The organism is Phocaeicola sartorii JCM 17136 = DSM 21941 (genome assembly GCF_054653615.1).
In genome coordinates this window covers 526,878-541,804 of sequence record NZ_BAAIFW010000006.1, presented here as the reverse complement: position 1 = coordinate 541,804, position 14,927 = coordinate 526,878, and the positions used below count along the sequence as shown (strand labels likewise).

Here is a 14,927-nt window from a genome sequence, read left to right as displayed (position 1 = left end):
CATCACGCCGGCTGTTCGCGAAGAATCGTCGGCGTTTCTTTTTAAAATTTACGCCATATAAGAGGGCGGAGGATATAATATCCCACTAGTGCAGCCAGTCCGGCTCCGGTGCTGTTTGCCAGGAAATCCAGCCAGTCACCGCTACGTGTGTCCGTGCAATAGGCCTGCATCAGTTCAATGCATCCGCTCATGATTATAGGAGCTATGATACCTCCCCATACTACATGACTCCAGTGGATAGTCTTATGGCTTCTCAGATATTCTATCCATAAAATGAGGCAAAGCCCTCCATACATACAGATATGTACCACTTTGTCTATGTAGGGGATTTCCTCCATATTTGTTTTGGGAGGAGTGAAAAAGGACAGATAAAAGATGATAGCCACAATAACTAATGATACCGGATATCTTCTAAAATAATATAGCATACTTTAATTTTTTTGTGATTCATCGCAAAAGTACGATTAATTTTATACTTTTGCAGGCCAATAGGGATTGATTTATAATAATTTGATAGTTTTTTATGCAAAAAGGCGAAAGAGTAAATTTTGGGAGTAAGATTGGAGCTGTTCTGGCGGCGGCAGGTTCGGCCGTAGGACTTGGCAATATATGGAGATTCCCATACGAGACAGGAAATCATGGGGGAGCGGCGTTTATCTTGATATATCTGGCGTGTGTCCTTCTGTTGGGGATGCCTATCATGATTGCCGAATTCACGGTAGGACGCCATTCGAAGGCAAGTACAGGCCGTGCTTATAAGGTCTTGGCGCCGGGAACTCATTGGAAGTGGTTGGGGTATCTGGGTGTTTTGGCCGGTTTCCTTATTTTAGGGTATTATTCGGTAGTGGCAGGATGGACTTTGGAATATATACTGGAAGCGGGAGTTGATGGCTTTGCCAATAAAAAGCCGGATGATTTTGTTGTTGCTTTCCAGAATTTTTCGCAAGATCCTGTTCGTCCGCTTGTTTGGCTGTTCATCTTCTTGTTGGCTACTCATTTTATTATAGTAAAGGGGGTGAAGGATGGAATAGAGAAATCTTCGAAGGTGCTGATGCCGGTTTTGTTTATACTGATCGTGGTTTTGGTTGGCTGCTCATTGTCGCTCCCCAATGCGGAAAAAGGTCTGGAATTTTTGCTGAAGCCTGATTTCAGTAAAGTGAACGGGGATGTTTTTCTAGGGGCTATGGGGCAGGCTTTCTTTTCCTTAAGCTTGGGAATGGGATGCCTTTCTACCTATGCTTCTTATTTTGGGAAAGAAACCAAGTTAGGTAATACGGCACTCAGTGTCGGTGTTATTGATACTTTTGTGGCGGTCTTAGCCGGATTGATTATTTTTCCGGCTGCCTTTTCTGTAGGACTCCAGCCGGATGCGGGACCGTCACTGATCTTTATTACGTTGCCTAATGTGTTTCAACAGGCTTTCAGCGGTGTGCCGGTATTGGCTTATATTTTCTCGGTGATGTTCTATGTCCTGTTGGCCTTGGCTGCATTGACTTCTACTATTTCCCTGCACGAGGTGGTGACGGCTTTTCTGCATGAGGAATTCAATTTAACTCGTGGACGTGCTGCCAGATTGGTAACTGCCGGGTGTATTGCCATCGGAGTTGTCTCTTCCTTGTCATTAGGAGTCTTGCAGGAATATACACTGTTTGAAAAAGGATTCTTTGATCTGCTTGATTTTGTCACTGCAAAAATAATGCTTCCTTTGGGTGGATTGCTGGTATGTGTCTTTGTGGGATGGTACTTGAAACGTTCCGTTTCTTATGAGGAATGGACCAATGGAGGAAAGCTGAAAGCAGGCCTTTTTAATCTGTATATTTTCCTGTTGAGATATGTGGCGCCTGTGGCTATCATTTTGATCTTTATTAATGAATTGGGTCTGATTTAGAACTGTAATGTGGAAAGATTTCTTTTATTTCTCGAAAAGTGAGCGCAGAGCTGTCCTTTTTTTATTAACATTGCTTTTTGTGTTTATCTGTATGTGGGTTCTTTTTCCAGTAAAGGAAGAGGAAACTTTAGAACAGGATCAAGAGGGAATAGAAGAAATAAAAAATTTTTTGGCCGGAGTACATGAGATGGAGGAAAGGCAATCTCTGCAATATTCCTATGATAAGCCAAAGAAAAGAAAGGTGGTATTGGCTGCTTTTGATCCAAATTCGGCCGATTCCATCGACTTTTTGCAACGTGGACTGCCTCCTTTTATTGCACATACTATATTGCAATATCGAAGGGCTGGTGGCAAATTCAGAACTGCGGATGATTTCTCTCGTGTTTATGGCTTGTCTTCCGAGGAATTTAAAATATTAAAACCCTACATCCGGATAGCGGAGGTCTTCCGGCGGAAACAAGATACATTGCATGCCGTTAAAAAAATGAGGAAAGATACGCTGGCGGTTTATAAATATCCGGAAGGGACTTTGGTGGATTTGAATGAAGCGGACACAACTGAGTTGAAAAAAATTCCGGGGATAGGCAGTGGCATTGCACGCATGATTGTGGCTTATCGGAATCGCCTGGGAGGTTTTTATGATACTGCACAATTGAAAGAAGTGGATTATGTAAATGAGGATATGCTGAAATGGTTTAAACTGGAAAACGCATCAATTCATCGGATAAATGCCAATAAGGCGGGGCTTGACAAACTTCGTTCTCATCCCTATATGAATTTCTATAAGGCAAAGGTGATAATGGAATACAGGAGGAAAAAAGGAAAATTGAAAAGTCTTTCCCAATTATCCCTGTATGAGGAATTCACTGAGAAAGACTTGGAACGTTTATCGTATTATCTTACTTTCGATTAATTGTTGGGATAACCGGCTGCCTCTGCTATTTTTACCGGGATTTCGGTGTTGTCGATGCGGCCCTGGAACAATTGGGCGCCCGCTCCGATAGCAAAAACAGGAACATAACCTCCTGAGTGTCCTCCACTGGTCCAACCTACTAAGGCGATGTCATCCAGGATTCTTTTAGCTTCAGAGGCCAAAGGTTCGTCTTGCTGATATTCACTTTTTGTTAAATCTATTTCTTTACCACTAAATGATTCATCGTATACTCTCTTCAGAGACGCTTCTTGTTTTTCATTCAGTTGAATGCTGTCCCAGAAGCCGAAATTATCTTTCAATGACTGTTTGATAACTTCCCAGGAAACTTGATTCTTGTATTTTTTCCTTAGTCCGTTTACTATTTTAGTATATCCGCTTTCGCTTACTTTTTGTGATTTCAAAGCCTGCAGGTTGAGGGTGTACGGACCTTTCCCTAAAACGATTCCTCCTGTTTCATGGTCGGCTGTTACTACAATCAAAGTTTCATCGGGGTGTTGTTCATAGAATTCGTAGGCAACTTTTATAGCGTTGTCCATGTCCATGACTTCATGAAATACGGTGGCGGCGTCGTTACTATGGCAAGCCCAATCTATTTTGCCTCCTTCAACCATTAAAAAGAAACCTTTTGATAGGTCTTTGGATAAGAAGTTGATTCCGGCACGAGTGATTTCTGCTAAAGTCATATCGCCTTTTTGGCGGTCTATAGCGTAGGGGATAGAACTATTGTCAGTAGCGGTAGCGGGTTGCAAAAGAATCAGCTTATCCGATTTCTTTGCTTTTTTCTGATAGTCCTTGTAACCACGGGCTATGGTATAGCCGGCTTTGTCCACCAGTGTATATAGACTTTCTGAGTTTGAACCGGCGGCTTTTTGGTTGGTCGGATCTAAAAAGTCTGATCCGGCATAAAAGTCGAAGTTAGCGTCAATCAAGTCCAGACCTACGTTGTAATAACTGCTTCTTTGTCCTTGGTGTGCGTAAAAAGCGGCCGGAGTGGCGTGGTCTACACTGACACTGGTGCTGATACCTACACGGCATCCTTTATCTTTTGCCCAGGAAGCAACACTGTTGATTTGGGTTTCCAGATCCTTTTTGACACCTAACGCGCCATTTTTTGTCTTGTTCCCAGTAGCAAGAGCGGTGCCGGCGGCGGCTGAATCTGTCACTCCGTTGGTGGCCGAAAAGGTCGTGGCTATGGTTGCATAGGGAAATTGAGTGAATAATAAGGGGGTCACACCAATTTTGCCTTCTAGTTCTCCACGATACATTTCTGTGCCTAAAACTTGATTGACACCCATTCCATCTCCGATGAAATAAAATACATACTTCGCTTGTTGTGCCTGTACAAAAAGGATGGACAGGAATACAAATACGGTAATAAACGATAGTTTTTTCATATTAATTGAGTTAATGACGTTTTTTTTAGCCTAGCAAATATAGGAAAAAAAGACTTTTTATTGGCAATTCCTTCTTGAATAATTGAGGTTTAATGACCAAATACGTTCTTTTGCAATAAATATGTAAATGAAATATTCTTGAAGTGTAATATATAAAGAACTGCTTGGAAAGTAGGGGAATCTGTTTTTTCACCATGGATACCGCATACAGATAATTGTTTTAATATTAGCGATTGTTAATTATAAATCTTATATTTGTCTTATCTAGAGTCAGTCAAGTAAAGTATGGGAGAATTTATAAATGTATTGGTATCAAAAAGAAAAAGTAATTTGATACCGGAAAGAGATAATCTGTATGGGCAGTTTGTCGGTGAATGGGATTTTGAATGGGTTGACCACCAAGGCACGGCAGATGAAAGACATATTCAGGGGGAGTGGATATTTGCTTGGGTACTGGAGGGAACCGCAGTTCAGGATGTGTTTATTTGTCCGTCGCGTAAGGCACGGATTAAGGATTATCAGCCGGACGCAGCTTATGCGACTACGGTACGTATGTATAATCCTGATACCGGGACATGGGATATCTTATATACGGAGTTGGGAGGTGCTACACAGCTTGAAGGAAAAAGAGATGGAAACAGGATCGTGCAGACGGAAGTTAATGAGAAGAATATACAGTGGGTGTTTTCGGAAATTACAACTACTTCATTCCGTTGGCAGCGCATAGTGAAGCGTCCGGATGATACTTGGGAGACTGAAGCCGAACTTTTTGCAGTTCGTCGATGATAAAATGCCTAAATCTTTTCCTTTGTCTCTTGTATAGTACGGCAACCGGACAATAATCTTGGTAAGCCATTCTCTGTGATAGGGTCCAAACCGGGCGTGAAGAAGGCAGGGCGGACGGGAAGAAGGACGTATTCCATACTAGCTCACCGGAAAAATAACGGTAACTATCCAGCCCCATCATTTGGGAAAGTACAGAGACGAATTTAGTTTTTAGGAAGCCGGATGTAATAATTTCAGTTTCTTTTTTCCGGCATCGTTGTTCATTGTTTTAAAAAATATTATCTTTGTTCCGAATAACAAATAAATATATAAAGCTATGATAGGATTTATTATATGGATTATTGGCCTTGTACTTACCATAAAGGCCGGAATGGAGATCTGGAAAACAAATGGTGATATGGCGAAAAAACTGTTGTTTATTGTTTTGATCATCATCACAAGTTGGCTTGGACTGGCTTTCTATTATTTCTATGCCAAGGACAAGGTCGCAGAATGGGTAAAATGACTTAATGAGGGAGGGGCTTTTATCCCTCCTTCTTTTTGGTATGCTTCCAACAATAGAAAAAAGAAAACCGGAACCTTATTCATTGATTCCGGTCTTCCACTATTAAAGTAACATGATAGGTTTAACCTTCCGGATACATAATTATCCGAAAGTAAAATCAAACTGGCTTTCGTCACATACTTCTATTAGTCCATTTACCCGGTGTATACAAACTTTATTTTCACGAGCCAGCCATCCGATAGCAAGTGCGGTACTTTCAACACTCAGGTTCAATTTTCTGGCAAGTTCCGGAATTGATATTCTTTTCACTTCATTAAGGGCGTGCCATACATTACCTGCATTGACACCTACAATTCTTTTGTCCATGCTTCTTACATTTAAATGTTTATATATCAGTTGATAACAATCAGATTCTGTGCTCTTTATCAGGGTATAGGAAACAGATCAGGTTCCCATAGGGAAACCGATTTCCGCTGATACATAGACACACCACAAGCCTACATATCAATTATATATCAGGAATTTCTTCTCAGTGGAGTTCCAATGTTTGGCAATACTTTTCAAGAAGGAAAGGGATTTGCACTTGTTTATCTGTATCATAATCATACCTCCAGGCTTGTGCCCTATATGCAAACCCATCTAAATTAAAAGCGGAAGGGCATTAACTTTGTCTATAAGTGAGGGAGTCGAAGCCCTTGGTACAAACAAAAACGCCCCCCGCAAAATATCGCAGGTTGAACGTATGGCTGTCCTTGGGTACATTAGAAGGAAATTTCGACTTTTCACTTATACAGAACCAGCTAAACGCTTTTTTATCTATTATTATTTTGTTCATCAAGATGAACGTTTCAAAGATACATATATTTTTTAGACTACAAACATTTATCGGTATATTTTGGGATATCTTTTTCAAAATATATTTCCGAAAGTATTCTTTGAGCAGAATAATATAAACAGCCCATCATTATTGCTGTCTCAACGACATGTAACGGCAAATGCTTCTCCAATTATAAGAAAACAGCGCTTGAAACCATGTCTTCATTATCATCTCCGATTATTCAGTATCTGAAATCTTCTTGTTATAATTTACCTCCTCAAATTTTTTTCTATTCTCTTTCCTTTAGCCAGTTCATCAACCAGTTTGTCCAGAGGCCTGATTTTTTGCATCAGAGGATCTTCAATCTCCTCCACACGGCAACCACAAACCACTCCCTTGATAAGCCTGCTGTTTGGATTCATTTGCGGTGCTTCATTAAAAAAGGTAGCAAGCTTCTTTATCCAGCTGTTCCTGTAATCCTTTCCTGTCATATCCGATCAGCCAACAAATAATTTCATCCAGTCCCTGCTTTGTCCGATTCTTTTTTTCCACCTTTGCGGACAATAATGGATAAATCATGGAGATTTTCATTTCAAATACCTTATTCTGCTGCTTTTTGTGTCCCTTTGGAAAAACAAAAAATCCTGATTTCCAAACGAAATCGGGATTTTACCATCTTTTGCTTTTCTTCAAAGCGATGCCATCAGAAATCGACCTTCTGATTTGGTTTATTCTAATTCCTTGAGTGACTGCACATTTATTACTTTATCTTTTATGAAAGCCATTGAACTAGCTCTACACTAAATTCATCGTTTTTCTTTATCAATTCAACATTTATTATTTCTTTGACGCTTTTCGATACTGCTTTTACTTCAATCTCCTGAGTTGATGAGGAAATTAATAGTTTTTGGTTCGATATTGCTATCAAAATTGATAATTCCCTTTTATATTTGCATATCAGTGTTACTTAAATTTATTATGAAAATGAACAAATTTATTGGATGTATTTTGTTAGGCGGATGCTTGTTGGCAGTTCTTCCGCTTTGGGCGACTGAGACGGATGAACTAGGTATAATTAAAAAGAATTATAGAAACATATTGATGCTTTCTGCTGGAAAGGCCGATTCTTTGCAGGCGGATTTTATCCGGATAAAACCCGAAACGGAAATGTCCGACCAGATGGTGGTGGAACTTCACCAGCGTTATCCTTTCGATTTGGACAAGATAAAAGGCTATTTGAAGAAGCAGGTGGCGGACGGTTCGTGGTCGGACATCAACTATGCCGATACGAAACGTTCCGGCTGGGAACCCAAGCTGCATGCGGAACGTATTCTAGAACTGGCAAAGTTATATTACGCTGAAGGAACGGACTATCATCGGTCGGAAATTGTAAGTCGGGTCATTCATTCGGCTCTGGCCTATTGGTTTTCGACAGAACCAAAGTGCCGGAATTGGTGGTACAACCAAATAGGACTTCCCAAGACGTTGGGAGCGGCTTTCGTCCTGTTGGAAGAACAGCTGTCGGCAGAGGAGAAACAGGCTGCCATAAAGGTGATGGAGAATGCCAAGTTTGGCATGACCGGACAGAATAAAGTCTGGCTGGCAGGGAATGTGCTGATTCGCGCCCTTTTGCAAAATGACGGTCAGTTGGCAAAAGCAGCGCGGGATACCATTGCCTCGGAGATATGTACAGGCAGGAAGGAAGGTATCAAGGACGATTGGAGCTTTCACCAGCACGGTCCTCAGCAGCAGTTTGGCAATTATGGGCTGGCATATATCTCTGGTATGAGCTTTTTCAGCCGGTTGTTTCAAGGGACATCGTATCAGTTTGACCGTCAGCAGCTGGCAATCCTTCATTCATTGGTAAACGAAGGTTATCGGTGGATTATTTGGAACCGCTATATGGATGTCAGCTCGTTGGGTCGTCAGTTCTTTCATCATGCGCAGGTTCATAAGGCATACGGACTGGCATTTGCCGCTGCCGACTTGGGGCTGAAAGGATTTCCGAAGGCGGGCAATCTGTTGGTAGGGCATAAGCATTTTGACGATTCGGACTATACTGTACATCGCAGCAAAGATTGGATGGGAACGGTGAAAATGTCTTCCAATCGGGTCATCGGTACAGAATTAGTTAATGAGGACAACCTGAAAGGATATTATTTGGGTGACGGTGCCACTTATTTCTATGTCCGTGGCGATGAATACCTGGACGTATTTCCGTTTTGGGACTGGCGGAAGATTCCGGGTGTCACCTCCTATGAGGATGTAGCTCCGATTCCTATGGCAAAGGGAATGAAAACGAACAACAAGACCTCTCTGGTCGGAGGACTGAGCGACGGCCAAAGAGGTATGACGGTTATGGAACTGAACCGTGATGGGTTGAAGGCTTATAAATCATACTTGTTTGCGGATGATTTTGTTGTTTGTCTGGGTACCGGCATTCAGGCGGACACCACTTTGTGTGTGACCACTTCGGTGGACCAACGCTTGAAAGAGGGGGAACTCCTTGTCCGAACAAAAAGTGGATGGCGGGAGGTCATTGGCAAGGAGTCCTTCGCACAGAAAGAGCTGCGCTTTTTCCACGACCATACAGGCTATATAATAATAGGTAAGGATACCTTGGTGACGGAGGTTGGAAAGCGTACTGGTCGTTGGTGCGATTTTATGAAGATGTACAAGCCTTCCATAGTGGAAGGCGAGGTGGTTTCTTTGCATCTTCGTCACGGGGTTCGTCCAAAGGAAGCCCGATACCAATATCTTGTCTTTCCGGGCAGTTCGAAAGAAAAGCTGGAAAAGTTTGATGTGGAGAAAGAAGTCATTGTCCTTCGCAATGATGCGACTGCCCAGGTGGTGCAGGTTCCTTCCATCGGAAAAGGGTACTGGGTGGCCGTTTACCAAAAGAAAGAAATAGTAGTGGCGGGAAAAATATTCACTCCGGAACAGCCTGGAGTTTATTATGTAGAGCATACCGTACAGGGCTTGAAGAAGAAACTGGAGGCTCCGTTCAAGTTGAAATAGCTTTTTAAAAGGTTTGTTATGTTGTTGATTGCTAATGCACTAATAGGAGAATGTATCTTCCTATTTGGAATAAAATTCCAAATGTTTGGAATGATTTTGAAACCGGACCCCGAAGACTTCCCCTAATTTTGCTGGAAAAGAAACTATATAATCTAAAATATAGATAATAAGATGAAAACAACATTTCTGTTAATTGGATTATTTCTTTGTTTGTTGATAGGTTGCTGCTCTGAGGGGCAAACAGGTAAAAAATTGCAAGTGAGTACATTGTTTATGGAGTTGCCGGAGATTTGTCCCACTCCTGATGGTATGGCAATAGCCCCTGACGGGAATCTGATAGTGGCCTGTCCTAATTTTGCCAATCCGGCTACGCCTGCCTGTTTGATGCGGATTACGCCTGATAAACAGATTTCTAAATGGATAGATGTGCCGGTGTTGGCGGAAACAGGTGTCGCATGTCCTATGGGAATTGCTTTCAATGAGAAAGGCGAGTTATATATTTGTGATAATCAGGGGTGGTCAGGAAGTGAGCAAGGACGTGGCAAAGGACGTTTGCTGAAATTGGTATTTGACAGTCAGGGAATGTTGCAGGAAACCATAACGGTGGCTTGTCAAATGGAACATCCCAATGGAGTGCGTGTACGGAATGGAAAGGTATATGTCACTCAAAGTTTGTTGTCTGCCATCCCGTCCGATTGTTTGGTAAGTGGAGTGTATTGTTTTAACGAGGGCGACTGCGGTATAGCAATAACCAATACGTTGGAGGATAAGAATCTGCTGGTTACAGTAACAACCCGTAATCCACAGGTGCAATACGGATTGGATGGCATTGTGTTTGATAAAGCCGGGAATTTATATGTAGGCAATTTTGGTGATGGAGCCATTCATAAGATTGTATTGGATGAGGAAGGAAAAGTGGTATCCAATACGGTATGGGCACAGGACAGTACGCAGTTAACTACTACAGACGGTATGTGTATGGATGAGGAAGGCAATATGTATGTAGCTGATTTTTCCGTGAATGCCATAGCGCGTATTACTCCTGACGGAAAGGTGGCTCGAATAGCGCAAAGTCCCGACTGTGACGGAAGTAATGGTGGACTGGACCAGCCTGGGGAGCCAATTGTATGGAACGGGAAACTGATAGTTTCTTGTTTTGACATAGTGACAGGACCCGATAAAGTGAATGCCGGACATGATAAACCTTACACATTGGCACAACTGGAACTGGAAAATCAATAAAAACAGGCTTATGAAAACACTCTATCTACATTTATAGGTTCTGCGATTTGCGGAGGCTTTGCTTTCTGTGTATGGCCGGAATTGTGGAAATCCTATGGTATAATGGGAGGGTGGCTTGCTTGCTGCCTTGCTGATAGGAATTATGTGGTATAATGAATCATTATAATGGAATTATCAACAATCCTGTTAATGGGATATGGCTGGATCAGAGCTGGTGTATTGGTGCTGCCGGTATGGCGTGGGGAGTGGTACGCTTGCTGATGAGGCGCATGACCGGGTCGATTGTTTTGAGATACAGAATGCGATACCTAAGGAGGTTCCAGCAGAAGAAGGGGTATTGGCTTGTACTTGGCGTGATGACTAGAAATCCTTTGTTGGAAATCTCTCGTGCTCCTCTTCATTTTACCTTGCACATGCCCAATGGCCTACCCGTTCCGAAGAGAGAGCAGCCATGACGCTGTTGGCAGAATGGATAAAATCCGGTCGGCTGCATGCTGATGAGTTTGCGAGTCATCGGTTTAGGATTGAGCACATTGCTGAAGCCTTTGCAGTGGCAGGGCGTAATGAGGCAATCAAAGTAATATTAACCTTTTAACTTTAAAATATAGATAATAATGATTGATATTCATACATTAACAGTAGAGCGATTGGCAGGTATGATTGATCATACTTTCTTGAAACCTTTTGGCGGGGTTGCCAATATTGAAAAATTGTGTGCGGAAGCCCGTCGGTACAATTTGATTGAAGCAGGGGCTACTCGTCTCGGAACATCGGCCGGAGTGAAGATAGTGGAAGAATTTATGCAAAGAAACGGAATGACAAATTAGAGCGGAGGAAATGAACAGGAAGAATTGGATTCGTTTTATAGGGAGCTTGTTTGTAGGAGGACTGCTGGTGGCTTGCGCAACTGCTCCCGATGTAGAACTTGTAAGTGCTGTTTCTTTGAACCGTTACAAAGCGGTATTGACGGCACCGTCCAAAATGGTGCCGTCTACCAAAACACCGGATGCAGCTTTGGCTGGTAATGGTGATTTGGGTATTACGTTGGGAGGTACATCGGACAGTCTTTGCTTCTATATAGGAAAAAATGATTTTTGGAGGGCATATCCGGTATATCCAGGAGGAATCGCTTTGCCGGGCGGATTAGATTTGTATGCGGAAGCATTGGCGGGTGCCGATTACCAAGTGGAGCAATTGCCGGGTAGTGCTGAGATAAAAGGGAAGTTTACTAAAGGAAAGACAGTTCTGGAATTGACCGCCTGGGTGGCAGCAACCCGCAATTGGGTGATTATAGAATTGACGGCCAATGAACCGTTGGAATTGTCATCACGCTTGTGGGCAGCGGAAGGAAATACTTCGGTGACTTCATCAGGGAAAGTACCGGTGAATTGGGTTACCCGATCATTTGAAAAAGAACCATTGCTTCGTTGGTCTTCGCATATAGCTTTGGCTATGGGTACTCCGGAAATGCAGCTGCCGGAATCAGGAAAGATTGTGTTGCAGCCGGGAAAAAAGCAATGGATAGCTGTTGTGGCGTATACGAACCATGATACTGTTCAATGGAAGGAAAAGGCTGTAGTTGAGGCGGAGGGCTTGACAGTCGATAGGTTGGAGCAGGCGAAAGTCGAGCATAAGGACTGGTGGAATGCCTTTTGGCAAGAATCTTCTGTTTCCATTGGGGATCAGGAATTGGAGCGTTATTACTATATGTCCCAGTACTTGTTTGCCTGTGCTTCCCGTGCCGGAAAGTTTGCTCCAGGTATATGGGGACCGTTTATAACGCGTGATGAGGCTGCTTGGGGTGGTGATTATCATTTGAATTACAATTATCAGGCTCCTTATTGGGCTTGTTTCTCTTCCAATCATATTTATTTGACCGATAATTTTGACCAGCCCTTGTTGGACTATATGGAAGCAGGACGGAAACATGCTGCCGATTTATTGGGTTGTAGGGGCATTTATTATCCGGTAGGTATCGGTCCTAAAGGATTGTGTACCGCTATGTGGCCACTTACTCCGGAAGAGATGATGGAAAAATATGCTACTCGTGAGAATACAATTGACGGTGGGTATAAGTTTTTAGGGCAAAAAATTAATGCGGTGTTTAGTGCAGGCAATATGCTGATGCGTTACTATAGTACTTATGACAAAACGTATGCCTCTCGGGTCTATCCCTATCTGTTGGCATGTGCCGATTTTTGGGAAGATTACCTGAAATTGGAGAATGGACGTTATGTCATTCACATGGACCATTTTAACGAGGTGATGCCCAATCATCGGAATAAAGGACAGTGGCGGCATCGTTTGGGTGATTTCAATTCCACGCTTTCACTGGGATTGGTACGAATGTTGTTTCAAGGAATGGTGGATATGAGTGCCTTTTTGCAGGTGGATGCCGACAGACGGGTAAAATGGTATGATATATTGGAGCATTTGAGTGACTATCCTGTTGCAGTGAATGCTTCAGGACGCTTGAGTTTGCGGAACATGGAGAGTGGACCGGAAGGAGTGGAAGATATTCCTTCCGGATTGAATCGTGTTTCTATTCATGGGCTTGTCTTGCCGGGAGGGGTGGCAGGACCTGTAACGGATTCTGTATTCAATGCCATTTTGTTGGAGGATGTCAATCATTGGCAGGACAAGATGCGTCGTCCCAATGACTGGGGAAATACATTTAATAATGGCATAGAGACTTGTTTTCCTGGAGCGGTTCGTGTGGGCTATGATGCTGCAGATCTGTTGAAGCGTTTAAAGAAGCGTATTTCTCTGACCGTTTATCCCAATTTGTGGATAACACAAGGTGGAGGGGGTATTGAGACGTTAGCTGCCGTTCCATTAACCATTAACGAAATGTTGATGCAAAGCTATGAAGGCGTGTTGCGTGTCTTTCCCAATTGGATAATGGATCAGGATGCTTCTTTCCAAAAACTTCGTGCTTATGGTGCATTCTTGGTGAGTGCCTGTCTGAGGTCGGGAGTGATAGACTCTGTGGAATTGATTAGCGAAAAAGGGATGCCATGTACAATGGAAAATCCTTGGAAAGGCCAATCGGTGCAGTTGTGGAGGAATGGAGACAAGGCTGAAACAGTTTCGGGCAATCGTTTTGTTTTCAAAACTTCGGAAGGCGAGTGTATCGTTCTTTGTCCGAAAGATTGAAAATGCTCATGTAACGGATGGAATTGTTCGGTATATTGGCAAAAAGTAATCTGTGTTGGTTTACGAACATCGATTACTTTTTTGCTTTTATGTTATGTTTGTTGGAAGTCGAAAGGACCGTGGAGGGTTACTTCCCGTGTGCTGTCCGAATGGCTGTGCGTATGTTTTCCATAGGGGTATCCGGTTTGATAGTACATTCCGCTCCTATGATCAGCCGTCCTTTATAGTTTTTCTTAATCTTCAACACGGCGGCTTTCACCTCTTCCGGTGTTCCATTGTGAATGGTCTTTTTCCGGTCCAGTCCACCCATCACAATACGTTTGAACAGTCGTTCTCCGTCCTTTAAGGTGAAAGGCTTGCCATTTACGATATTGGGGGTGTTTACAATTTGCCCCGGATAGTCGGCAAAGCGGCTCAAATCATCGTAGTTTCCTTCATAATCGCAGATATGCAAAATGTTGCACCGGGTGTCTTGATTGCATTCTTTCATCACTTGCAAATCGTAGGGCTTTACAAATCGTTCAAAGAATCGGGGTACAATGTAGAATTTCTCTTCTCCACCTTGCGAGGGTGTGTAGAACCCGTCCACACCTCTGGCTTTACAGTCTTTGGCGAATTGTATCAATGCTGTGGTGAAAATCTCCATGGCACGCGTCACCTGTTCCGGTTTTTCTTTGGCATATTTCATCAGGTTGGCAGCTCCTACTGTTTGTACCAGCATTTGAAAGGGGGAATAGATGGTAGGTAAAATCATGGCATCGTGTCCGGCAATATTCACAATGCGGTCAATCACTTCTAGGGTTGGCGCGAAGAAATTACGGGGTAGTGGTTTTATTTGTTCCCAGTCTTCCGGCTTTTCTATACGAATGCGTCCATAGCCTTGTTCGAATTGTATCTTTACGATATCCATTCCTGTGGCTACAAAATAGTTGATGTGGCTGTTGACAGCAGCTTCTCCCGTTTTCGCATCCTTACCAAAATGCATGAAGAAAGCTGCTGGAGCATAGTTCTTTTCTAATGTTCCATTCAGAAAACGTTCCATTATTTCTCGTTTGCTGGAAATGGTTTGTGCTTGTCCTGCCAATGTCATACATAGGCAGGCGGCCAGTAGATAATTTGTTTTCATGGTTCTTCCATTTTTGTTTGTTGATATGCAAAAATAAAATGTTTTTATGAATAAAATATTT

General features: G+C 42.8%; 14 protein-coding genes and 1 pseudogene. 10 read left to right on the top strand and 5 right to left on the bottom strand.

The window, feature by feature from the left end:
• Positions 1–41: 41 nt before the first annotated feature.
• Positions 42–428: a VanZ family protein gene (locus tag ACYQ0C_RS19255; protein ID WP_016277391.1), complete on the bottom strand. Its 387-nt coding sequence runs from the start codon at positions 426–428 to the stop codon at positions 42–44.
• Between the two features lie 95 nt (positions 429–523).
• Between ACYQ0C_RS19255 and ACYQ0C_RS19250 the strand changes: the two genes are divergently transcribed.
• Both ACYQ0C_RS19250 and ACYQ0C_RS19245 read left to right on the top strand, forming a co-directional pair.
• Positions 524–1,888 (top strand): sodium-dependent transporter, encoded by a 1,365-nt coding sequence (locus tag ACYQ0C_RS19250; RefSeq protein ID WP_016277392.1) that lies wholly within the window; start codon positions 524–526, stop codon positions 1,886–1,888.
• A gap of 7 nt (positions 1,889–1,895) precedes the next feature.
• Positions 1,896–2,801 (top strand): ComEA family DNA-binding protein, encoded by a 906-nt coding sequence (locus ACYQ0C_RS19245; RefSeq protein ID WP_016277393.1) that lies wholly within the window; start codon positions 1,896–1,898, stop codon positions 2,799–2,801.
• Here ACYQ0C_RS19245 and ACYQ0C_RS19240 read toward each other — a convergent pair.
• Positions 2,798–4,216 carry an alkaline phosphatase gene (locus ACYQ0C_RS19240; RefSeq protein WP_016277394.1) on the bottom strand — a complete coding sequence of 473 codons (1,419 nt, stop codon included), beginning with the start codon at positions 4,214–4,216 and terminating at the stop codon, positions 2,798–2,800. The genes ACYQ0C_RS19245 and ACYQ0C_RS19240 overlap by 4 nt on opposite strands.
• A 285-nt stretch (positions 4,217–4,501) precedes the next feature.
• Here ACYQ0C_RS19240 and ACYQ0C_RS19235 point away from each other — a divergent pair, with 285 nt between their 5' ends.
• Positions 4,502–5,002, top strand: coding sequence for a hypothetical protein (locus ACYQ0C_RS19235; protein WP_016277395.1), 501 nt, complete (start codon positions 4,502–4,504; stop codon positions 5,000–5,002).
• Between the two features lie 316 nt (positions 5,003–5,318).
• Entirely contained in the window at positions 5,319–5,507 is a 189-nt protein-coding gene (locus ACYQ0C_RS19230) for a hypothetical protein (protein WP_016277396.1), read from the top strand.
• A gap of 141 nt (positions 5,508–5,648) precedes the next feature.
• Here the strand turns inward: ACYQ0C_RS19230 and ACYQ0C_RS19225 are convergent, their stop codons facing one another.
• Both ACYQ0C_RS19225 and ACYQ0C_RS19220 read right to left on the bottom strand, forming a co-directional pair.
• Entirely contained in the window at positions 5,649–5,873 is a 225-nt protein-coding gene (locus tag ACYQ0C_RS19225; RefSeq protein ID WP_016277397.1) for a winged helix-turn-helix domain-containing protein, read from the bottom strand.
• A 720-nt stretch (positions 5,874–6,593) separates the two neighbouring features.
• Positions 6,594–6,903: pseudogene (locus ACYQ0C_RS19220) on the bottom strand (DUF2200 domain-containing protein).
• Between the two features lie 405 nt (positions 6,904–7,308).
• Here ACYQ0C_RS19220 and ACYQ0C_RS19215 point away from each other — a divergent pair.
• From ACYQ0C_RS19215 to ACYQ0C_RS19190, 6 genes are all read left to right on the top strand, one after another.
• Positions 7,309–9,342, top strand: coding sequence for a polysaccharide lyase family 8 super-sandwich domain-containing protein (locus tag ACYQ0C_RS19215; RefSeq protein ID WP_016277401.1), 2,034 nt, complete (start codon positions 7,309–7,311; stop codon positions 9,340–9,342).
• A gap of 171 nt (positions 9,343–9,513) precedes the next feature.
• Entirely contained in the window at positions 9,514–10,584 is a 1,071-nt protein-coding gene (locus ACYQ0C_RS19210) for an SMP-30/gluconolactonase/LRE family protein (RefSeq protein ID WP_016277403.1), read from the top strand.
• 33 nt (positions 10,585–10,617) lie between these two features.
• Positions 10,618–10,737 carry a hypothetical protein gene (locus ACYQ0C_RS19205; RefSeq protein WP_397428690.1) on the top strand — a complete coding sequence of 40 codons (120 nt, stop codon included), beginning with the start codon at positions 10,618–10,620 and terminating at the stop codon, positions 10,735–10,737.
• A 43-nt stretch (positions 10,738–10,780) separates the two neighbouring features.
• Positions 10,781–10,948, top strand: coding sequence for a hypothetical protein (locus tag ACYQ0C_RS19200; protein ID WP_016277404.1), 168 nt, complete (start codon positions 10,781–10,783; stop codon positions 10,946–10,948).
• Between the two features lie 250 nt (positions 10,949–11,198).
• A complete protein-coding gene (locus tag ACYQ0C_RS19195; protein WP_016277405.1) occupies positions 11,199–11,411 on the top strand; it encodes a hypothetical protein in 213 nt (70 codons plus the stop codon).
• 10 nt (positions 11,412–11,421) lie between these two features.
• The gene (locus ACYQ0C_RS19190; protein ID WP_016277406.1) at positions 11,422–13,740 is read left to right on the top strand and encodes a glycosyl hydrolase family 95 catalytic domain-containing protein; all 2,319 of its coding nucleotides are present in this window, start codon (positions 11,422–11,424) and stop codon (positions 13,738–13,740) included.
• 127 nt (positions 13,741–13,867) lie between these two features.
• Here ACYQ0C_RS19190 and ACYQ0C_RS19185 read toward each other — a convergent pair whose 3' ends face one another.
• The gene (locus ACYQ0C_RS19185) at positions 13,868–14,866 is read right to left on the bottom strand and encodes a uroporphyrinogen decarboxylase family protein (RefSeq protein WP_016277408.1); all 999 of its coding nucleotides are present in this window, start codon (positions 14,864–14,866) and stop codon (positions 13,868–13,870) included.
• Positions 14,867–14,927 lie beyond the last annotated feature (61 nt).